Consider the following 239-nt stretch of genomic DNA (forward strand, 5'->3'; position numbering starts at 1 on the left):
TCCCTGGTGACCGATAGCGGATAGTACCGTGAGGGAATGGTGAAAAGTACCGCGGGAGCGGAGTGAAATAGTACCTGAAACCGTGTGCCTACAAGCCGTGGGAGCGTCGGAACAAGGCTTGCCTTGTTCTCGTGACTGCGTGCCTTTTGAAGAATGAGCCTGCGAGTTTGCGGTGTGTTGCGAGGTTAACCCGGGTGGGGTAGCCGTAGCGAAAGCGAGTCCGAACAGGGCGATTCAGT

At 56.5% G+C, this 239-nt stretch carries 1 rRNA gene; it reads left to right on the forward strand.

What is annotated here, in order from left to right:
* Positions 1-239: ribosomal RNA gene (locus tag QC282_RS32635) — 23S ribosomal RNA — on the forward strand; the annotation flags it as partial.

This window comes from Streptomyces sp. DH24 (assembly GCF_029813775.1).
In the GTDB taxonomy this organism is placed as follows: domain Bacteria; phylum Actinomycetota; class Actinomycetes; order Streptomycetales; family Streptomycetaceae; genus Streptomyces.